Source organism: Streptomyces sp. NPDC000410 (assembly GCF_040300305.1).
Classification (GTDB): Bacteria; Actinomycetota; Actinomycetes; order Streptomycetales; family Streptomycetaceae; genus Streptomyces.
Window position 1 is genome coordinate 490165 of record NZ_JBEPDM010000001.1, and the last position, 19361, is coordinate 509525.

Annotated in this window: 15 protein-coding genes; 7 read left to right on the top strand and 8 right to left on the bottom strand. The window is 72.0% G+C overall.

Annotation, left to right across the window (positions count from 1 at the left end; translation table 11 throughout):
* Nucleotides 1–85 precede the first annotated feature (85 nt).
* Nucleotides 86–496: an MmpS family transport accessory protein gene (locus ABT342_RS02300; protein WP_351565732.1), complete on the bottom strand. Its 411-nt coding sequence runs from the start codon at nt 494–496 to the stop codon at nt 86–88.
* Nucleotides 497–631: 135 nt separating this feature from the next.
* On the opposite strand from ABT342_RS02300, the gene ABT342_RS02305 reads away from it, so the two are divergent.
* Complete coding sequence (locus ABT342_RS02305) at nt 632–1960, top strand: SWIM zinc finger family protein (protein ID WP_351565735.1); 1329 nt, start codon at nt 632–634, stop codon at nt 1958–1960.
* Nucleotides 1961–2347: 387 nt separating this feature from the next.
* Nucleotides 2348–3964 (top strand): DUF5691 domain-containing protein, encoded by a 1617-nt coding sequence (locus ABT342_RS02310; protein WP_351565738.1) that lies wholly within the window; start codon nt 2348–2350, stop codon nt 3962–3964.
* A 176-nt stretch (nt 3965–4140) separates the two neighbouring features.
* On the opposite strand, the gene icmB is transcribed toward ABT342_RS02310, so the two are convergent.
* The gene (gene icmB, locus ABT342_RS02315; RefSeq protein WP_351565741.1) at nt 4141–4554 is read right to left on the bottom strand and encodes a coenzyme B12-dependent isobutyryl CoA mutase small subunit; all 414 of its coding nucleotides are present in this window, start codon (nt 4552–4554) and stop codon (nt 4141–4143) included.
* Between the two features lie 359 nt (nt 4555–4913).
* On the opposite strand from icmB, the gene ABT342_RS02320 reads away from it, so the two are divergent.
* A complete protein-coding gene (locus tag ABT342_RS02320) occupies nt 4914–5735 on the top strand; it encodes an esterase/lipase family protein (RefSeq protein WP_351565743.1) in 822 nt (273 codons plus the stop codon).
* Between the two features lie 240 nt (nt 5736–5975).
* Complete coding sequence (locus ABT342_RS02325) at nt 5976–7427, top strand: peptidoglycan DD-metalloendopeptidase family protein (RefSeq protein ID WP_351565745.1); 1452 nt, start codon at nt 5976–5978, stop codon at nt 7425–7427.
* 193 nt (nt 7428–7620) lie between these two features.
* Here ABT342_RS02325 and pcrA read toward each other — a convergent pair whose 3' ends face one another.
* The gene (gene pcrA, locus ABT342_RS02330) at nt 7621–10137 is read right to left on the bottom strand and encodes a DNA helicase PcrA (RefSeq protein ID WP_351565747.1); all 2517 of its coding nucleotides are present in this window, start codon (nt 10135–10137) and stop codon (nt 7621–7623) included.
* Between the two features lie 281 nt (nt 10138–10418).
* On the opposite strand from pcrA, the gene ABT342_RS02335 reads away from it, so the two are divergent.
* Entirely contained in the window at nt 10419–11573 is a 1155-nt protein-coding gene (locus ABT342_RS02335; RefSeq protein WP_351565750.1) for a C40 family peptidase, read from the top strand.
* Nucleotides 11574–11678: 105 nt separating this feature from the next.
* Here ABT342_RS02335 and ABT342_RS02340 read toward each other — a convergent pair whose 3' ends face one another.
* Nucleotides 11679–12032 carry a hypothetical protein gene (locus tag ABT342_RS02340; RefSeq protein ID WP_351565753.1) on the bottom strand — a complete coding sequence of 118 codons (354 nt, stop codon included), beginning with the start codon at nt 12030–12032 and terminating at the stop codon, nt 11679–11681.
* Between the two features lie 302 nt (nt 12033–12334).
* Between ABT342_RS02340 and ABT342_RS02345 the strand changes: the two genes are divergently transcribed.
* Nucleotides 12335–13396, top strand: a complete 1062-nt coding sequence (locus ABT342_RS02345; RefSeq protein WP_351565756.1) for a C40 family peptidase — start codon at nt 12335–12337, stop codon at nt 13394–13396.
* A 59-nt stretch (nt 13397–13455) separates the two neighbouring features.
* Here the strand turns inward: ABT342_RS02345 and ABT342_RS02350 are convergent, their stop codons facing one another.
* The 3 genes from ABT342_RS02350 to ABT342_RS02360 form a co-directional block, all read right to left on the bottom strand.
* On the bottom strand, nt 13456–14991 hold the full coding sequence (locus ABT342_RS02350; protein WP_351565759.1) for a hypothetical protein: 1536 nt from the start codon (nt 14989–14991) through the stop codon (nt 13456–13458).
* 94 nt (nt 14992–15085) lie between these two features.
* A complete protein-coding gene (locus ABT342_RS02355; protein WP_351565762.1) occupies nt 15086–15784 on the bottom strand; it encodes a LuxR C-terminal-related transcriptional regulator in 699 nt (232 codons plus the stop codon).
* A complete protein-coding gene (locus ABT342_RS02360) occupies nt 15781–17067 on the bottom strand; it encodes a PspC domain-containing protein (RefSeq protein WP_351565765.1) in 1287 nt (428 codons plus the stop codon). The genes ABT342_RS02355 and ABT342_RS02360 overlap by 4 nt, the downstream gene beginning before the upstream one ends.
* A 175-nt stretch (nt 17068–17242) precedes the next feature.
* Between ABT342_RS02360 and ABT342_RS02365 the strand changes: the two genes are divergently transcribed.
* Complete coding sequence (locus ABT342_RS02365) at nt 17243–18637, top strand: PspC domain-containing protein (RefSeq protein ID WP_351565768.1); 1395 nt, start codon at nt 17243–17245, stop codon at nt 18635–18637.
* Between the two features lie 192 nt (nt 18638–18829).
* Here ABT342_RS02365 and ABT342_RS02370 read toward each other — a convergent pair whose 3' ends face one another.
* Complete coding sequence (locus tag ABT342_RS02370) at nt 18830–19357, bottom strand: DoxX family protein (RefSeq protein ID WP_502965438.1); 528 nt, start codon at nt 19355–19357, stop codon at nt 18830–18832.
* Between the last annotated feature and the right edge of the window lie 4 nt (nt 19358–19361).

Genomic DNA, 19361 nt, shown 5'->3' on the forward strand with positions numbered 1-19361 from the left:
ACCGTGCACCATGCCACTGACAATCAGCCGTTTCCGCAGGCCGGGGCCCTGATCAGGGCCCGAACTCAGTGGCGGCGGAGGCCGGTTACTCGACGAGCGGGGAGACCGTGATGCAGCCGGTCGCGGCCGCGACGCCGGCGCCCGACTCCTGCTTGATGACCTTGCCCTTGTAGGTGATCTTGCAGCTGACATCGGCACCGGCCGCGTCCAGGGCGATCGGCACGACGGTCGGGGCCTCGATGCCCTTCAGCTTCACCGTCTTCGTCCACGGCAGCGTGGGGTTCGGCACCGATTCGAGCTTGGGCTCCGTGGCGCTGCCCGCGCCGCCGTTGTACTCGATCGAGTCGACGCTCTTGCCCGTGACCTCGTACGTCACCTCGTAATCCTCATTCAGCGCCTTGTCGACCGAGTCGACGGCGGCGTCGCAGGCGGACAGGCCGAAGAGGAGGCCGGCGGCGGCAAGGGTGCCGAGGGTGGTGCGGATGGTGCGGTTCATGCGGGGATCCCCCCTGGATCGTGTGGCTGAGAACCGCAGAAAATCGCAAAGACAAAGTAAAGTCAAGTCGTTATGGAACCTGACAAAACCGCAGGTCAGAGCGGATTGTCAGTGGTGGCCCGTAGCGTCTTCGGTATGAATCAGCAGGGGGTGCGCTGGACGGCGGAACAGGTGCTGGCTCTGGCTCCTGACGCTCCGTCGCGCAAGGCGGGAAGCAAACTCGGCACGGCCGGGCCGTGGTCCGGCACGGGCAGCAGCGGCTCCGGAGCCGTCTGGGGCCTGTGCAAGGGCAGCGGCAGCAAGCCGTACCGGACCATCGTCGACACCACGGGCCCGGCGTACACATGCAGTTGCCCGAGCCGGAAGTTCCCGTGCAAGCACGCGCTGGGACTGCTGCTGCTCTGGGCGGGCGGGGAGGAGGGCGTCCGGGACTCCGAGGTGCCGGACTGGGCCGACGCATGGCTGGCCGGCCGCCGCGAGCGCGCGGTGGAGAAGAAGGAGAAGGGCGGGTCCGCCGACCCCGAGGCAGCCCGGCGCAGAGCCGAGCGCAGAGCCGGCCGGATCACGGCGGGGGCGACGGAGCTGGAGCAGCGGCTGGCCGATCTGGTCCGCGGCGGCCTGGCCGCGGCGGAGCAGTCCGGGTACGGGCTGTGGGAGGAGACGGCCGCGCGCATGGTGGACGCGCAGGCGCCCGGACTGGCGGGCAGGGTGCGGGAGCTGGGCGCGATCCCCGGCTCCGGGCCCGGGTGGCCGACGCGCCTGCTGGAGGAGAGCGCGCTGACCCACCTCCTGGACCGGGCCTGGCTGGACATCGAGCGGCTGCCGGAGCCCCTGGCCGCCACCGTGCGCACCAGGGTCGGACTGACCGCGGTGGCCGAGGGGCCACCCGTCAGGGACGACTGGCTGGTGCTCGCGCAGTACGACACGACGGACGGCAAGATCACCACCCGGCGTATCTGGCTGCACGGGCGGGAGACCGGTCGGTCGGCGCTGCTGCTGTCCTTCGGCGCCGCCGGCCGCTCACCACAACTGGCGCTGCCGACGGGCCTGATGCTCGACGCCGAGCTCGTGCCGTACGCGGGAGCCGGTCAGCTGCGGGCCGATCTGGGCGAGCAGTTCGGCACCCCTGTCCCCATCAAGGCACCACCACCGGGCGGTTCCGCATCCGACGCGCTCGCCGCGTACGGGGCGGCCCTGCGCGACGACCCCTGGCAGGACTCCTGGCCGGTCACCCTGACCGCGGTCATACCGGTCCCCGGCGACACGGGCTGGCAGCTGGCCGACGCCCCCGGAGACACCGCCCTGCCGGTCGCGCCCACCGCGCTCGCCCGGCCCGGTCTGTGGAAGCTCGTCGCCCTCTCCGGAGGCCGCCCGGTCACGGTCTTCGGAGAGTGCGGCCACCGTGGATTCACGCCGCTGGCAGCCTGGTCCGACGAGACCACGGACACGGTCACGCTCACCTGATCACGATGCGACGCGGGCGGCGCACCGTGCCGGGCGGCAGGCAGCGAGCCGCCCACCGCCCGCCCCACCGGAGCACGGCGCTGTCCGCCGCCAACGGCGGCACCAGCTGCCGGGTGGGCAGAGCCACGGACCGCCGTACCGCACCACGACCGGTGCCGGGCGCGGCGGGCACACGGATCGCCGCACCGCGCCACGACCGGGACAAGCGGCGAGCCGCCCGCCGCCCGCACCGCAGGAGCAGGCGGCGCCACGGATCGCCGCACCGCGCCACGACTGCCGACAGACAGCGAGTCGGCCGCCGGAGCACCGTGCGTCCGGGCGCCGCAGCCGACGGCGCCCCGGCCGCCCAGCCGCGCCCCGCCGCAGGAACACACGACGGAGGACCCGATGACCAGCACCACTCGCACGTCCGCCTGGGAAGAGCTCGTCACCTCCGCTCTTCTCGGCACCGACCGGCGCACCCCGCCGGCCGATGTCATGGCTCCCGGCAAGGACGCGCCGGTCGCTCTGCTCGACGCAGCCGCGCTGCACACCGTGCGGCGCCGGGCCGGGCTGCGGCCCGCTCCGGCCGCGGGCAGGCCGGAGCCCGCACCGCACGACGACCGGCCCATGCCGCCCGAGCCCGCCCGGCGCAGGCTCGCGCAGTTGCTGGCCGACCGGTCCGCCCCCGCCGGCGGAGGCGGCAGGCGCGGCACGGCGCCGGACCTCACGGAGCTGTTGCCGCAGTGGCTGGCCGCCGCCGACGACCAGGGCTACCGCGCCCCGGCCGCCGCCCTGCCCGCGCTGCTCGACGCCGCCCGGGCCCGTACCGATCTGCGCGCGCAGGCGCTGCGCTTCGCGGGACCGCGCGGGCTCTGGCTCGCCCGGTTCAACACGGACTGGAAGTTCGCCCTGCGCGCCACATCGGGCGGGAACGCGCTCCCCGCCCCTGAGGACACGGAGGCCGTCCGGCGGCTGTGGGAGGAGGGCCTGTTCGCCGAGCGGGTCGCCCTGCTCTCGGCCGTACGGGCGCACGATCCGGCGGCGGCGCTCGCACTGCTCGCCGCCACCTGGTCCACCGAGCGCGCCGAGGACCGGCTGATGTTCCTCGACTCGCTGCGCACGGGACTGTCCGACGCGGACGAGGCCTTCCTGGAACAGGCACTGTCCGACAGAAGCCGCAACGTCCGCGCGACCGCCGCCGAGCTGCTGTCCGCGCTGCCGCACTCCGCGCTCGCCGCCCGGATGGCCGTCCGGGCCGCCGGCTGCGTAAGCCTGGACCGCGCACACGGCGCGGCCGGGATCGCCATCGAGGCGCCGTACGAGTGCGATGCGGCGATGCAGCGTGACGGGGTGGTGCCGACACCGCCCTCGGGGCGGGGCGAACGGTCCTGGTGGCTGAGCCAGTTGGTGGAGGCGGCGCCCCTGTCGGCCTGGCCGGAGCGGCTCGGCGGACGTACGGCCGAGGAGATCGTCGCCCTGCCGGTCGCCGACGGCTGGGGCGACGAGCTGCACGCGGCCTGGTGCCGGGCGGCGGTGCGCCAGCGCGACCCCGAGTGGTCCCGCGCTCTCCTAGGCGCCCCCTCCGCCCCTCCGTCCACCGGCCCCGGCACATCGTCGCTGGCCGAGCGCGCGAAGCTGCTGGCGGCGCTGGAGGAGGACGAACGGGCACGGTGGGTCGCCGCGTTCATATCCGCGCACGGCCTCTCGGAGGCGTTCCAGCTGCTCGGCGTCTGTCCGGTGCCCTGGGCCGAGCCGCTCGGCCGCGCGGTCGTCGACGCCCTCGACATCGCCCGGGACGCGGGCAGCTACCCGTGGAGCTTCAGCGGCGTGATGGGCCTCGCGGAGCGCTGTCTCGATCCGGCGGAGGCGAGCCGTCTGGAGCTGCTGACCGCGACCCCGGACGAGCCGGAGGGGGCGTCGCCGGGGGCGGGCGGGTACTGGTCCGAGGCGTTCCAGCGCCTCGTCTCGACGCTGCGCCTGCGCGCGACGATGCGCGCGGAGCTGACACCGACGGGGCCGTAGAGCCCGGGGCCCGACGGGGCCGTAGAGCCCGAGCCCGGCGGGGCGTGAGCCCCGGGGACCTGAGGGCGTGCCGGCCCGGGGGCCCGGGGGCCCGGCGGGGCGTGGGGGCCAGGGCCACCGGTCCCCGGGGTACCGGTGCGCGCCGCCGTCGCCGTCGCCCGTCGCCGCCAGGAAGGTCAGGCGTCGGCCGACTGACGGACGTTGGCGTTGACCCAGTCGACGATCGAGGCCGTGGTCGCGCCCGGGGTGAAGATCTCCGCGACGCCCTTCTCCTTCAGCGGGGCGATGTCCGCGTCGGGGATGATGCCGCCGCCGAAGACCTTGATGTCCTCCGCGTCGCGGTCCTTCAGCAGTTCGAGCACCTTCGCGAAGAGCGTGTTGTGGGCGCCGGACAGGATGGACAGGCCGATCGCGTCGGCGTCCTCCTGGATCGCGGTGTCCACGATCTGCTCCGGGGTCTGGTGCAGCCCGGTGTAGATGACCTCCATACCGGCATCGCGCAGCGCCCGCGCGATCACCTTCGCGCCGCGATCGTGGCCGTCGAGACCCGGCTTGGCCACCACCACGCGGATCGGACCGGTCACACCCATCACTGCCTCCACATACCGACTGCGCCGCCAGGGGCACGGACCCCGCGCCGGAAGGGCCGGGGAAGTGAACGAACGTTATCTCCAGCATCCCGCAACCGGCCGTTTCACGGTGGATAGCGAGGGGGAAATCACACGTGGGACATGTTCGCTATGCGTCGTACCCGCATCGGGTGGCATCAGTCGCCACAGCCGCCACCTTCACCGCAGGGACGTACGCAAGGGGAGCCACGGGAGCCGCTTCTTGGTCGCCGTGCCACCGTGCCGCCAGCCGCGCGGCGCGGGGGTACGGCCCGTCGGCCACCCCATGAGGGCATACGGGGGACGGTGTCGTCGTCCCGTGCGCCATTCGGAGGTCGGCCATGGGGCTCCTGCCGTTCTTGCGGATACGACTGTCGATCGCCCTGCTCCGTGCCACCGCGCTGGAGCTGGCCATCCTCGCCGGACATCTGGTCCTCTACCCCTCGGGGCTGGGCCACGAGCGCCCCGGCCCCGGCGCAGAGCCGACCGAGCCGACTGAGCCCCCGGCCCTGCCCACCCATGGACGAACGCACCCACCCGCCGTCCTCCTCCACGGCTTCATCGACAACCGCTCCGTCTTCGTCCTCCTGCGCCGCTCCCTCGCCCGGCACGGCTGGCGCCATCTCGAATCGCTGAACTACTCACCGCTGACCTGTGACATACGGACAGCCGCCGAGCTGCTCGGCCGCCATATCGAGGAGATCTGCGCCCGCACGGGCCATCGCCAGGTCGACATCGTCGGACACAGCCTCGGCGGCCTGATCGCCCGCTACTACGTACAGCGGCTCGGCGGCGACCATCGCGTCCGTACGCTCGTCACGCTCGGCACCCCTCATTCGGGCACCAGCGCCGTCCCCCTCGCGAGCGCTCACCCCATCGTGCGCCAGATGCGCCCCGGCTCCGCCGTGCTCGAGGAGCTGCGGCTGCCGGCCCCGGGGTGCCGAACCCGTTTCGTCAGTTTCTGGAGTGACCTCGATCAGCTGATGGTGCCGCTCGAATCGGCGTGTATCGACCATCCCGACCTGATCGCGGAGAACGTCCGGGTGAGCGGCATCGGTCATCTCGCGCTGCCGGTGCATCCCGCTGTCGCGGCGGGCATCCGCCAGGCGCTCGAGTCCGCCGCTCCGGCGTCCGGAAACCCGGGAGCGGTGTCGGTCGCCTGACGCCCCCGCCCGCCCTCCCAGATGAACCATTGTCGAACACCCTTCGAACGTAAGGCCAAAGCTCTGCCCGCAGTCCGCCGAAAGGCGGCCGAATGCCCGTTTCCCCCAGGCGGAAAACCTGCGGAAGATTGTCGGCGTCGCATACCGCCGGGTACAGTCGCGCCCACTGCGTTCCTCGGGAACCCCCGTCGCGGGTGGCCCCGAAATCCTGGTCCTGTTGCCGAGGCGAGAGAGAAGTTGGTGAACGACCAGCACCCCGACGCCGGGTACGACACCTACGCCACCGGCAGCTTCGCCACCGACCCGCTCTTCGGCGCCATGCCCGGCAGTTACGACTCCGGACACAGCGGGCAGTACGACGCGACGCAGTGGCAGTCGGCGACGACGGCTGGTTACGGCACCTACGACGCCAACGCCACGGGCCAGTGGGACGCCAACGCCTGGAATCAGACGGGGCAGTTCGAGACAGCCGCGGCGACCTTCGCGTACGACACGACCTCGTACGAAACGGGCGCCTACGACGCGACCGCCTGGAACTCGGCGGGCACCGCCCCGCAGTACGCGGAGCACACGGACTACACCGGCTACTACGTCGACCAGAACGGACAGAGCGGGCAGAGCGGATACGCCGAGTACCAGGCCCCCGCCCCGGACGCCGAGACCGTGCTCGCGCAGGTCGTCATCCCCGAACAGTTCACTCCCGAGGCCGAGTTCCTCTACGAGTCCGAGCACGAGACCGGGTACACGTCCTCGTACGAGGCCGAGTACAACTCCGCGTACGACAGCGGTTACGAGGCCACTTACGACGCCGGTATCGAGCCCGCTCCCGAGCCCCTGCCGGAAGCCGAGCAGCAGCTGACCTCGGACACCGAGCCGGAACGGGAACCGGAAACCGGCCCCGCGCTCGTCGTCCCCGCCCCCCGCCCCGCGCGCCGGGCCGACGGCGGCCGCAGCCGGCGCCGCACCCCCGCCAAGCGCTCGGCCCTCCTCACCGTGGCCGTGCCCTCCGCCTGCGTGATGGGCGTCGCCGGTGTCGCGGCCGCCTCCGTCAGCGGGCTCACCGGCGGCGAGGAGAAGAAGGCCGCCAAACCCGTGGTCACGGCCGCCGATCCGGCGTCCGTCAAACCGGTCGCCGCCAACAGCAAGATGGACACGCAGCTCGCCGCGCTGAGCGCCGACGCCCGCGATTTCGGCGACCGTGCCAGCCGTACGCAGGAACGCATCGACCTCAAGGCCCGCCAGGAGGCCGACCGCAAGAAGCGCGAGGAGGAGGCCGCGCGCCGCGAGGCGCTGCGCCCCAAGTTCGCCCTCCCGGTCGACCAGCAGGGACTGAGCGCGTACTACGGACAGGCCGGCGTCAACTGGATGTCCATGCACACCGGCATCGACTTCCCCGTCTCCTACGGGACTCCCGTGAAGGCCGCCACCGACGGCACCGTGCGCACCCAGTGGAACAGCGCCTACGGGAACATGGCCATCGTGACCGCCGCCGACGGCACGGAGACCTGGTACTGCCACCTCAGCAGCACCAAGATCCGCTCGGGTTCGGTCAAGGCCGGCGAGACCATCGCGTACTCCGGGAACTCGGGCAACTCCACCGGCCCGCACCTGCACTTCGAGGTGCGACCGGGCGGCGGTTCCGCAGTCGACCCGCTGGCGTGGCTGCGCAGCCACGGCCTCAATCCGGTCTGACACCCGCAGCCGGACCGTCGAGGGACCCGGCACGAACCCCGGACCGGCGAAGAGCCGGCACGAGTCCCGACCGTCGAGGGACCGGCACGAACCCCGCCCAACGAGAGCCCCTGCACAAGCCCCGACCGGCAAGTGACGCGACGCGGGCCGCGTGACGGGGCCGCCGGGCCCCGCCCCGCCCGCCTCACGCTCTCTAGAGCTTCTCCACCGGCGCGTACCGCAGCAGCAGCCGCTTCGGCTTCGCGTCGCCGAAGTCGATCGTCGCCTGCGCATCCGCCCCCGACCCGGTCACCGCCATCACGGTCCCCAGACCGAACTGGTCGTGCGTGACCCGGTCACCGACCGCCAGCCCGATCACCGGCTTGTCCGTCGTACGCCGTGTCGCGAAGCCCGAAGGGCCGGAGCGCGAGCGGGACGAGGACAGCGACGACGACAGCGAGGAGGCGGTGCCGGACGTCGGCCCGGCCGGAGCGGCCATCGGCCCCGTCCGCTTCCACCGCAGGTGCGCGTCCGGGATCTCCTCCAGGAAGCGCGACGGCGGGTTGTACGAGGGCGTGCCCCAGGCGCTCCGCATCGACGACCGCGTCAGATAGAGCCGCTCGCGGGCGCGCGTGATCCCCACGTACGCGAGACGGCGCTCCTCCTCCAGTTCCTTGGTCTGGCCCAGCGCCCGCATGTGCGGGAAGACGCCGTCCTCCATGCCGGTGAGGAACACGACGGGGAACTCCAGGCCCTTGGCCGTGTGCAGCGTCATCAGCGTGATGACACCACTTCCCTCCTCGTCCTCGTCCGGGATCTGGTCGGAGTCGGCGACGAGCGCGACCTGCTCCAGGAACTCGGCGAGCGTCGGCGTACCCGCACCGGCACCCGCACCCGCACTGGCACCCGCACCCGCTTCCGCGCCCTCCGCGGCTCCGCGCTCCTGCTCGAATTCGAGCGCGACGGCGGCCAGCTCCTGAAGATTCTCGATACGGGTCTCGTCCTGAGGATCGGTGGACGCCTGCAACTCCGCCAGGTACCCCGTCCGTTCGAGCACGGCCTCCAGTACGACAGCGGGCCCGGCGCCCGATTCGACGATCGTGCGCAGCTCCTCCATCAGCGTGTTGAAGCGCTTGACGGCGTTCGCCGAACGGGCGGCCATGCCGTACGCCTCGTCCACGCGGCGCAGGGCCTGCGGGAACGTGATCTTCTCCCGCAGGGCCAGCGCGTCGATCATCGCCTCCGCGCGCTCGCCGATGCCGCGCTTGGGGACGTTGAGGATCCGGCGCAGCGGGACGTTGTCCTCGGGGTTGGCCAGCACCCGCAGATAGGCCAGGACGTCCCGGACCTCCTTGCGCTCGTAGAAGCGCACGCCGCCGACGACCTTGTACGGCAGGCCGACGCGGATGAAGATCTCTTCGAAGACACGGGACTGCGCGTTCGTCCGGTAGAAGACAGCGACGTCGCCCGCCTTCGCCTCGGCCGCGTCCGTCAGCCGGTCGATCTCGTCGGCGACGAACTGTGCCTCGTCGTGCTCGGTGTCGGCGACGTAGCCGGTGATCTGCGCGCCCGCTCCCGCGTTCGTCCACAGGTTCTTGGGGCGGCGGCTCTCGTTGCGCTCGATGACGGCGTTGGCGGCGGAGAGGATCGTCTGTGTCGAGCGGTAGTTCTGCTCCAGCAGGATCGTCGTCGCGTCCGGGTAGTCCTCCTCGAACTGGAGGATGTTCCGGATGGTCGCACCGCGGAAGGCGTAGATCGACTGGTCGGCGTCGCCCACGACGCACAGCTCGGCCGGGTCCAGATCCTCGTATCCCGTGCCGACCAGCTCGCGCACCAGCGTGTACTGGGCGTGGTTGGTGTCCTGGTACTCGTCGACCAGGACGTGGCGGAACCGTCGCCGGTAGTGCTCGGCGACGTCCGGGAACGCCTGGAGGAGGTGGACGGCGGTCATGATGATGTCGTCGAAGTCCAGCGCGTTGGCCTCGCGCAGCCGCGACTGGTACATCCGGTACGCCTCGGCGAGCGTCTTCTCGAAGCCGTCGGCGGCCTGGTCGGCGAAGGTCTCCTCGTCGATCAGCTCGTTCTTCAGATTCGAGATCTTGGCACTGAAGGCCTTCGGCGGGAACTTCTTCGGATCGAGGTCCAGGTCGCGGCAGACCAGGGCCATGAGCCGCTTCGAGTCGGCGGCGTCGTAGATCGAGAACGACGACGTGAAGCCGAGCCGCTTGCTCTCCCGGCGCAGAATGCGGACGCAGGCGCTGTGGAAGGTGGAGACCCACATGGCATTGGCGCGCGGACCGACGAGGTGCTCGACGCGCTCCTTCATCTCGCCCGCGGCCTTGTTCGTGAACGTGATCGCCAGTATCTGGCCGGGGTGGACGTGGCGGGTCGCCAGCAGATGGGCGATCCGGTGCGTCAGCACCCGGGTCTTGCCGGAGCCGGCACCGGCCACGATGAGCAGCGGCGATCCGTGGTGCACGACGGCGGCGCGCTGCTGCTCGTTCAGCCCGTCGAGCAGCGCGGCCGGGTCCACGGCGGGACGCGGCGCACCGTCGCGGTAGTACGCGTCGCGCGCCGGGGGCACGTCGAAGGCGCCCTCGAAGAGGTCGTGCGGGACCTCCTCGACGGGCAGGTGCTCGTCGTGGTCGTCGTGCTCGGGCGGCGGGTGCTCCTCCGATGCCGGTGTGCGCTGGAGGTCCGCCAGGAAGCTGTCGTCAAAGAGGCTGCTCATCGCTCTACGAGTCTAGGCCGCCCCACCGACAGCCCGCCGCCGCCTTCGCGACACTCACCCCCGTCACCGTGCGGAGTCAACTGAGCACCCTGCGCAAAGATAACGAAAATGTATCGGGCATATCGCACATCGACCTTCACAGCAGCACCACACTGTGGCTAGCGTGCTCGCCCAGGCAGCCCGTACTCCCAACGGCGAACAACGCCAATCGGGCGGCTCGCGCCGAATCCGACATCCCGGCAAGGGAGTTCGGAGGCGGTCCACGGAAGGAGCTGCCGGCCTTGGCGTCGCATCGCAAGCCGCGCCCCCGTACGGGTTCACGTACGAACTCCCCCGCCGTCGGCTTCACGACGGCAGCCCTCGCCTCCGTCACGCTGCTCCCGGCCCAGAGCGCCCACGCCGAGCCGAGGCCGAGCGTCGAAGAGGTCCAGAGGAAGGTCGACGACCTCTACCGGCAGGCCGGCTCGGCCACCCAGGAGTACAACCGGGCGAAGGAAGCCACCGCCAAGCAGCGTCGTGAGGTCGACGGACTGCTCGACGGCGCCGCCCGGCGCACGGAGTCGCTGAACGAGGCCCGGCGCACGCTCGGCCAGTACGCGGCCGCGCAGTACCGGACCGGCGGCGCGATCACGCCGACCACGGCGCTGCTCCTGGCCGACAGCCCGCAGGCTTACTTCGACCAGGCCCATCTGATGGACCGGCTCACCGAGCAGCAGCGCGAGGCCATCACCGAGTTCGAGACCCGGCAGGCCGCGGCGGCGAAGGAGCGGGTGCGGGCGACGAAGAGCCTGGAGGCGCTCACCGCCTCACAGCAGGCCCTGCGCACGAGCAAGCAGAGCGTGCAGCGGAAGCTCGGCGAGGCGCGGGCGCTCCTGTCGCAGCTGAGCGCGGAGGAGAAGGCCCGGCTCGCCGCGCTGGAACGGAAGCGGGAGGAAGAGGCCCGCCGCCGGGCCGAGGCGAAGGCCGAGGCGGAAGCGGAAGCGGCGGCGAAGGCCGAGGCCGAGCGCCAGGCGCAACAGCCCGAACAGCAGCCGGAGAGCAACACCGGCACCGGCACCGGCAGTGGAAGCCCCAGCGGCACGTACGCCGCGAAAACCGCCAAGGTCCTCGCCTTCGCGGCCGCCCAGATCGGCAAGCCGTACGTCTGGGGCGCGACCGGCCCCAGCTCGTACGACTGCTCCGGACTCACGCAGGCCGCCTGGAAGGAGGCCGGCGTCGACCTCCCCCGCACCACCTGGGACCAGGTGAAGGTCGGGCAGCGCGTCGCGACGAAGGATCTTCTCCCCGGCGACCTGGTCTTCTTCTACGACGACATCAGCCACGTCGGCATCTACAAGGGCGACGGCATCATGATCCACGCCCCGAAGCCGGGCACGAACGTCCGCGAGGAGTCCATCTACTACATGCCCATCTACGGCAGCGTCCGCCCCTCCTGAGCCCGGGGCCCCGACCGGATCAGGTCGCCGGCCCCCGGCCGGATCAGGTCCAGAGCGTCGCGATGCCGACATTCCTGGGGGACAACCCCCAGACCCCCGGCCGGATCAGGTCCAGAGCGTCGCGATGAAGATGTTCGCCAGCGTCAGGCCACCCACCGCGCTGAACATCCCCTTCGACACCTTCTCCTCGTCCCGCTTCACGTAGACGAGGGCCAGGATCACCACCAGCACCGCCAGCTTGACGCCGATCTTGAGGTTGTTCACCTCCTGGTCGTCCGCCTGGTTCAGCCCCACCAGCGCCACGCCCGTGATCAGCATGGTCAGCGCACCGTGCAGCATCGCGGGCGTGAAGCGCGCGGTTCCGGCGCTCATCGACTTCATCTGGGTCAGGAAGCCGCCGAGCAGCGACGCGATTCCGATGATGTGCAGGGCGACGAAGACATTGATGAGTACGTCCATGGCACCGGAGCCTAACCGTACGGTCCGAACCTGACCCCAGCCGGTCCATCTCCGGCTAATACCGGTCATCGCGCAGCTCCTCCACCACCCGGAGGTTTAGCGTCCTTCCCCAGGTGGCCGACGCCTCACCGCCGCTCCTGATCCCGGCGGCAAGTCGGTCGCCCCCGCCGAAAAGATCCGGCGGTGGTCCGCTCCCCCGTGCGTTCCGCCGCCGGATCCGCGCCCCGTGCCCGGTACCGCACACGTCGTACCTCGCACCTCGTACGGGGTGACCTACCGGACCCCGGAAGGACTGGCCCCTCGTGGCAGCGCACCGCAAACCCAAGCAGCGCACGCTCACCGGCCCCGCCGCCCGCACCGCCCTCACCCTCGCGCTTGCCGGTGCCGCGACCGCCACCGCGTTCGACGGTTCCGGGCACGCCGAGCCCCGCCCCACACCCGGTCAGCTGAAGGCCAAGGCCGACAAGCTGTACCAGGAGGCCGAGGAGGCCACCGAGAAGTACAACGGCGCGAAGGAGGCCGTCGACCAGTCCCGCGAGTCGCTCGACGAGCTGCGCGACGAGGCCGCCCGGCGTACGCAGCGGCTCAACGCCGCCCGGAACGGCCTAGGTTCGCTCGCCACCGCGCAGTACCGGTCGGGCGGCATCGACCCGGCCATGCAGCTGGCGCTCACCTCCGACCCCGTCCGCTATCTGGCCGGAGCGGAGCTGGCCGATCGCATCGGTGAGCGGCAGGCCGCCACGATCGCCGGGATCCAGCGGCAGCAGCGGGAACTCGCGCAAGTGCGGGCGGAGGCCGGCGAGCGGCTGACCGCCCTCACGACGCGCCGGGCGGAGCTGGCCCGGCACCGGACCACGGTGCGCGAGAAGCTCGCGGCGGCCGAGGCGTACCTCGCACGGCTCACCGCCGAGCAGCGCGCCGCGTACCAGGCCACGGACGGGACGCCCGTCCCCCGGGCCGACCGCGACTCCACGCGCGGCACACCGGCCCCCGGCGCCCCGGCTCCCGCCCCCAACTCCCGTGCCGCACAGGCGATCGCCTACGCCTACGGGGCACTCGGCAAGCCCTATGTCTGGGGGGCGACCGGGCCGTCCGCGTACGACTGCTCCGGTCTCACGCAGGCTGCGTGGCGCTCGGCGGGAGTGTCCCTCCCCCGCACCACGTACACCCAGATCAACGCGGGGCGCAGCGTGCCACGCTCCCAACTGGCCCCCGGGGACCTGGTCTTCTTCTACTCGGGCATCTCGCATGTGGGCCTCTACATCGGCGGCGGGCAGATGATCCACGCCCCCCGGCCCGGCGCGCCGGTCAGGGTCGCGCCGATGGACCAGATGCCGTTCGCCGGCGCGACCCGCGTCGCCTGATGCCGTCGACAGCGTCTCCTTCCGCTCCTGTTCCTGTTCCTGTTCCTGTTCCTGTTCCGTCAGGCCCTCTCGATGCCGAGTCCCGTCGCCCGGAAGAATCCATGGGCGCCGTGGGTGGGGGTGCCGATGCCCACGCGCTTCGCGGTGATCTCCCGGTACGGCTCGGTGACCCCCCGGGCCGCGAGTTCGGTGACGACGAGCGTGGCCACCTCGGTGGCCGTCCGCTCGGTCGGGTTCTTGAACTCGGCCTTCCAGCGGCGCCCCGAAGGCTGCCAGCCCACCGCGCTCATCGCAGCCGCCGCCGCGGCGGGGTCGCCGTCACGGCTGCCGACGCGCAGCAGGATGCCCTTGACCGTGTCGTAGGTGAAGGACATCCCTCCGCTGATCCCGCGGCTCGCGATGGTGAACGTGACCTTCTCGCCGGGGCGCTGGACGGGCAACTGCTCGATCCACACCTTCAGCAGCGTCTCCAGCGCCTCCTGGAGGTGCGGCATGGTCAGGGCGAGCCGGCCGCCCGGCAGGTAGGTGGCTGTGTCGCCGGGACCGTGCAGGACCAGCTGCCAGGTGTACGGCAGCCGGGGGAAGTCGCTGGGCCCGTCCGGGCCTCCCGAGGGGCCGCCGTGCTCGAAGGTCGTCAACTCCTCTTCCTCGAGCTCGTCAGCCGGGCAGGTCTCGACCCACACCCGCAGGCTGTCCGCGCGCAGGCGCAGGACACGGGCGTCCTTCCCTGCGTTCCGCCAGCGGACATCGGGACCGTCGGGACCGCCGCCGTAGAGGGTCGGCTCACCGATGACGCCGCGGATCGCCCGGTACACCTCGCCGAAGACCTCGCGGCGCCGCTCCAGGCCCGGGTCCTGCTCGAACCGGTACAGCCCCAGGTGGTCGTACGTGTGGCCCCGCCCGCCCATGCCGAGAAACGACACCTGGCAGTCCGGGTCGGCGGTGCTGACGCGGGCATGGGCGTGCGTGTCGGCGAAGTCGACGGACCAGCCGGGGAGTTCGGCCACGCGCTGCTCGACATCGGTACGGTCGCAGCAGCCGTCGGCCCGGTCGTGGAGGAGCGGCACGAGGGCGGCGATCACGGCGAGGAGCTCCGGGCCGATGTGCTCGGCCCGCCGCACCACGGGCTGGACGGAAATCCATGCGCGGCGCTCGTTGCTCTGCAGGAGCATCGTGCGCTCGCCGGACTGCCAGCGCAGACCGAACCCGTCGGCGCAGGCCGGTACCCGGGTGGGCGCACCGATGCTCTCGAGTGCCCGGGACAGCTGCTCCAGCGCGCGCCCACGCTCGTCGCCGGGCGTCGGGAGGTGGAACTCCAGCAAGGGCAGGCGCGCCCGCACGTAGTGCTTGCTCTTGGGTTCGAGGGCGTCGAGGAACAACTCCGGGCCGAACGGGCTCCCGTAGCCGCGGGAAGGCTCCAGACCGGCGACGAGGCAGTCGGCGAACTCCCTGCGGATCTTCCAGTCGGGGTGCGCGTCCACCAGCCGTTCGATGTCGGGTCGGTTCCAGCCCCACTCGATGTCGTGCAACGTCTGCGCGAGCCGGACGGCGGACGACAGGTCGGTGGGCCACGTCACGGAGGTCGAGTCGCTCATGCCGTGGATCATCGCAGCCCCCACTGACAGGGCGGGGCGCCCGTCACCCCCCGGGGACCGAGCCCGCCCCGCCCCGCTCCGCCCCGCCCCCGCCTCAGACCAGTCGGCGCGCCGTCGCCCACCGCGTCAGCTCGTGCCGGTTCGACAGCTGCAACTTGCGCAGCACCGCCGAGACATGCGACTCGACCGTCTTCACCGAGATGAAGAGCTGCTTCGCGATCTCCTTGTACGCGTACCCGCGCGCGATCAGCCGCAGCACCTCCCGCTCCCGCTGGGTCAGCCGGTCCAGGTCCTCGTCCACCGGCGGCGCGTCCGTCGAGGCGAACGCGTCCAGCACGAACCCGGCCAGCCGCGGCGAGAACACCGCGTCGCCCTCCTGCACCCGGAAGATCGAGTCGACGAGATCGGTGCCGGTGATGGTCTTGGTGACGTAACCGCGGGCGCCTCCGCGGATCACACCGATCACGTCCTCGGCGGCGTCCGACACGGACAGCGCGAGGAAGCGCACCGGGTGCTCGGTGGCCGCCATCAGGCTCGCGCAGCGGCGCAGCACCTCGACCCCGCCGCCGCCCGGCAGATGGACGTCGAGGAGCACCACCTCGGGCCGGGTCGCCGTGATCACCGTGACCGCCTGGTCGACGTCGGCGGCCTCGCCGACCACCTCGACGCCCGTCTCGTCGGTCCGGCCGATCTCGGCCTGCACCCCGGCGCGGAACATCCGGTGGTCGTCGACGAGCACGACCCGTACGCGACGCTCCGCGACGCCCGTTGCTCCGTCGGTCTGCTCGGTCATCCGTCCGCCCTCTCCATCTCCAGCTCCACTTCCGTGCCCCCGCCCGGGACGGAACGCAGGCGTGCCGTCCCGCCGTTGCGCTGCATCCGGCCGATGATCGATTCTCGTACGCCCATCCGGTCCTCCGGTACCGCGTCCGGGTCGAAGCCGGGCCCCCGGTCACGGACGGAGACGAATACCGTACGGCCTTCGACTTCCGCGTACACCTGCACGGCACCCCCCTCGCCACCGTACTTCGCCGCGTTCACCATCGCCTCGCGCGCGGCCTGCATCTGTGCGGTCAGTTTCTCGTCGAGCGGGCAGTCGCCGACGACCACGACCTCCAGCGGAACACCATGCTTGTCCTCGACCTCGGCGGCCGACTTCTTCACCGCGTCGGCGAGCGTCGTCGGCTCCTCGTCCTCCTCCTTGCCGGTGCCCTCCGGTTTGTAGAGCCAGTTGCGCAACTCGCGCTCCTGGGCACGGGCGAGCCTGCGCACCTCACCCGCGTCGTCCGCGTTCCGCTGTATCAGCGTGAGGGTGTGCAGGACGGAGTCGTGGACATGGGCGGCGACCTCGGCCCGCTCCTGGGCGCGGATGCGCATCAGACGCTCCGCGGAGAGGTCCTGGGTCATCCGGACCAGCCATGGTCCGGCGAGCAGACCGACGCCGACGATCACGGCGATCGCCGCGGTCAGGACATTGCCGAGCTGAGCGGCCGAGCCTCGCACCACCATGAAGACGGTCAGACCCACGCCGACCAGCGCCACCCCGGCGAGTCCCCGCGCCAGCTGCAGCAGCCGGCGCCGCCGCCCGTCCCCGGCCCACTGGGCCCGGCGGGCGTTGTCCGCCTGCCGCCACACCAGCACCACACCGGCGCTTATCAGCAGCAGCGGCCACACATAGCGGTTGGCCGAGCCGCCTATCTCGACGCTGCCCATGAACGCGATGGCTCCGATGACCAGCGCGAACAGTGCGAACAGCTGGCCCGTGTCGGGCTTGCGCAGTCGTCGTCTGCCGTCCGGCGTCGTCTCGAAGACGGGCCTCGGCTCGGCGGTCGCCCTGCCCCCGACGCCGAGCGGGACGACGATCCAGAAGACCGCGTACAGCAGCGCGCCCAGGCCGTTCGCCATGAACAGGCCGAGGAAGACGAGCCGCACCCAGACGACGGGGAGCCCGAGATGTCCCGCGAGTCCGCGCGCGACACCGCCGAGCCAGCGGCCGTCGGCGCTGCGATACAGCTTGCGGACGGGAGGCGGCTCTTCGGTCTCCGGCAGACGGGTGGCGGCACGGGCGGCTGACATGCGTCGATCGTCACATGTCCGCACGGGCGCGGACATCAGGGCAGTCCCTGAAACCGACCCTGACCCCGCATACGCCGCGACCTGCGACCCTGACCGGCGGGACGGGGGCAATATCAGGGAAGGGCCAGGGTTCCGGCGGCTGCGTGAGTGGGAAGAGGCCCGTCACCATGGAGTCATGACTCAGCCGACCGCTCCGCCGCCCTCGTCACCACCGGAGCAGCCGCCACCCGAGCAGCCGCCCGCGGGCCGGCCGCCGGCGGGACAGCCTCCCGAGCAGCCGCCCGCGGGGCCGTCGTCCGGACAGCCCGGGCAGCCGGACCCGGCGCCCCAGCTGCGCCGCGACCCTCGGCACAAGGTCGTGGCCGGTGTGTGCGGCGGACTCGGCCGGTTCTGCGGCATCGACCCGGTGATCTTCCGCATCGCGATCGGCGTGCTCTCGGTGACCGGCGGCATCGGCCTGATCTTCTACGGCTTCGCCTGGCTGCTGATCCCCCTCGACGGCGAGGACGAGAACGAGGCGCGGCGGGCGCTGTCGGGCCGCGTCGACGGCGCGGCGCTGCTGGCCGTGCTGATGGCCCTCCTCGGCTGCGCGGGCTTCCTGTCCATGCTCGGCAACGGCGGCACGCTCGCCTTCTCCGCGCTGCTCACCCTGGCCGTCGCGGGCGCCGCCGTCTGGTCGCAGCGGCGCACCCTGATCACGCCCGAGGGCGGCCCCCTCGACCCTGCGACCGCGCACGCGGTGGCGGAGGCACCCCCCGAGACGATGGCTCCGCCGACACCGGGCAGCCCGTCGTGGTGGCGCGACCCGATCATCAAGGACGGCTCCACCGGACCGGTCGCCACCGGCTATCTGTGGGGCCCCGCGGACGCGGTGGGCGCCCCCGCCGCACCCCGCCACGGCGCGGTCCGCCCCCGCCCCGCCCCTCCCCGGCCGCGCGGACCACGCTCCATCGGCGGCCTCGTCCTCCTGCTCGCCCTGGTCGCGGGCGCCCTGGGCACGACGCTGTCCTGGGGCGGCCAGCCGCTGGGCACGAGCCTGCAGACCGGGCTCGCCTGCGCCCTGGCCGTGTTCGGCCTGGGCCTGGCGATCAGCAGCTTCGTCGGGCGTACCGGCGGCGGCACGATCTTCATGACGGTCGTCACCGCCCTCCTGCTGGCGGCTGCCTCCGCACTGCCCAGGGAGATCAGCACCGAGTGGATGCGCACGGAGTGGCGCCCCGCCACGGTCGCCGGCGTCGAGTCCCGCTACCAGCTCGGCACGGGCGTCGGCACCCTCGACCTCGGCCGTGTGGTCATCCCCGCGAAGACGTCGCTGCGCACCGAGGCCGAGGTCGGCGCCGGACAGCTGAAGGTCATCGTGCCCAGGGACGCGACGGTGAACGTCACCGCCGCCACCGGTCTCGGTGACGTCCGGCTGCCCGGCGACAGGCCGAATGACGCCGACGTCGCCCCGGACCAGCAGCGCACCCGAACACTCCTCCCGCCCGCCGGTGCGCGGTCGGCGGGCACGCTGGACCTCGACCTCAAGGTCGGGATCGGACAGGTGGAGGTCACCCGTGCCACGTCATGAGGTCAGTCGCGAGGCCAGTCGTGAGTTCGTTCATGAGTTCCGCCCCGCCCGGCTGATCGCGGGCGCGGCCGTCCTCGCCGCCGCCGCGATCGTGCTCGGGGACACGGCGGGGTCATGGCAAGCCGCGTGGTTCGTCGCCCCGGTCGTCGTCCTCGGCGGCCTGCTCCTGGCCGGCGTCGCGTCCTTCGCCGGCTACAGCATCCGGCGACGGCGCGCCGCGAGGAGCGCGTCGACCGAGAGCACCGACGCACCGGCCAGCACGAACGGCAGCCAGGCCATCAGATAGGCCAGGTCGTTGCCGTAGTAGTACGGCTCGGTCTGCCAGCTCACGGTCAGCCACAGGCTCAGCGAGATCAACGCCCCACCGAGGGCGGCGAGCCGCGCCAGCAGCCCGATCAGGATGCCGATCCCGACGGCCAGCTCACCGAAGGCCATGGCGTAGCCGAACCCTTCGGGGTTCTTCAGCGCGAGGTCGACGAGGCCTGGGATCGCCGAGTTGTCCCGCACCGCGCTCATCAGCTCCCCGATGGACCCGGTGCCGGTCGCCGACAGGAACGCGTCGTCGGTGAGCTTGTCGAGCCCCGCGTAGATGAAGGTCACGCCGAGGAAGACGCGCAACGGCAGCAGCGCGTAGCGCCGCCCGATCTCCCGCCATCCACCGCGTCCCTCCGGCGTGCCCGCCATCGTTCCGTACGCCGTCGTCCCGTACGCGTGCCCCATCGTC

Bases quoted from the DNA above. Each gene is read 5' to 3' on its own strand.
- ABT342_RS02340 (WP_351565753.1), bottom strand. From the start codon at position 12,032: ATGGACGTACTCATCAATGTCTTCGTCGCCCTGCACATCATCGGAATC.
- ABT342_RS02310 (WP_351565738.1), top strand. From the start codon at position 2,348: ATGACCAGCACCACTCGCACGTCCGCCTGGGAAGAGCTCGTCACCTCC.
- ABT342_RS02355 (WP_351565762.1), bottom strand. From the start codon at position 15,784: ATGACCGAGCAGACCGACGGAGCAACGGGCGTCGCGGAGCGTCGCGTA.
- ABT342_RS02360 (WP_351565765.1), bottom strand. From the start codon at position 17,067: ATGTCAGCCGCCCGTGCCGCCACCCGTCTGCCGGAGACCGAAGAGCCG.
- ABT342_RS02350 (WP_351565759.1), bottom strand. From the start codon at position 14,991: ATGAGCGACTCGACCTCCGTGACGTGGCCCACCGACCTGTCGTCCGCC.
- icmB (WP_351565741.1), bottom strand. From the start codon at position 4,554: ATGGGTGTGACCGGTCCGATCCGCGTGGTGGTGGCCAAGCCGGGTCTC.
- ABT342_RS02370 (WP_502965438.1), bottom strand. From the start codon at position 19,357: ATGGGGCACGCGTACGGGACGACGGCGTACGGAACGATGGCGGGCACG.
- ABT342_RS02320 (WP_351565743.1), top strand. From the start codon at position 4,914: ATGGGGCTCCTGCCGTTCTTGCGGATACGACTGTCGATCGCCCTGCTC.
- ABT342_RS02305 (WP_351565735.1), top strand. From the start codon at position 632: ATGAATCAGCAGGGGGTGCGCTGGACGGCGGAACAGGTGCTGGCTCTG.
- ABT342_RS02300 (WP_351565732.1), bottom strand. From the start codon at position 496: ATGAACCGCACCATCCGCACCACCCTCGGCACCCTTGCCGCCGCCGGC.
- pcrA (WP_351565747.1), bottom strand. From the start codon at position 10,137: ATGAGCAGCCTCTTTGACGACAGCTTCCTGGCGGACCTCCAGCGCACA.
- ABT342_RS02365 (WP_351565768.1), top strand. From the start codon at position 17,243: ATGACTCAGCCGACCGCTCCGCCGCCCTCGTCACCACCGGAGCAGCCG.